Source organism: Vibrio sp. 10N.286.46.A8 (assembly GCF_041470165.1).
Lineage (GTDB): Bacteria > Pseudomonadota > Gammaproteobacteria > Enterobacterales > Vibrionaceae > Vibrio > Vibrio tasmaniensis_A.
This window is the reverse complement of sequence record NZ_JBFRLX010000369.1, coordinates 1-264: the sequence shown is the minus strand read 5'-3', so window position 1 is coordinate 264 and position 264 is coordinate 1. Positions and strand designations below refer to the sequence as shown.

2 tRNA genes are annotated in these 264 nt (G+C 47.0%); both read right to left on the bottom strand.

The features are described from left to right. Positions 1-70: 70 nt before the first annotated feature. Positions 71-146, bottom strand: a tRNA-Ala gene (locus AB4232_RS22495). A 21-nt stretch (positions 147-167) separates the two neighbouring features. Further along, positions 168-244: transfer RNA gene (locus AB4232_RS22490), tRNA-Ile, on the bottom strand. Between the last annotated feature and the right edge of the window lie 20 nt (positions 245-264).

Below are 264 nucleotides of genomic sequence, written 5' to 3'. Positions count from 1 at the left end.
CCAAATTGTTAAAGAGCTAGATTTCTTTCGAAACCATTTTTAAATATTTTCAGATAAAAACACTTAAAGATGGTGGAGCTATGCGGGATCGAACCGCAGACCTCCTGCGTGCAAGGCAGGCGCTCTCCCAGCTGAGCTATAGCCCCATCTTTGTTTCTAGTCGATATTGGTGGGTCTGAGTGGACTCGAACCACCGACCTCCCGCTTATCAGGCGAGCGCTCTAACCAGCTGAGCTACAGACCCAATATCGTCTCTTTTACTTT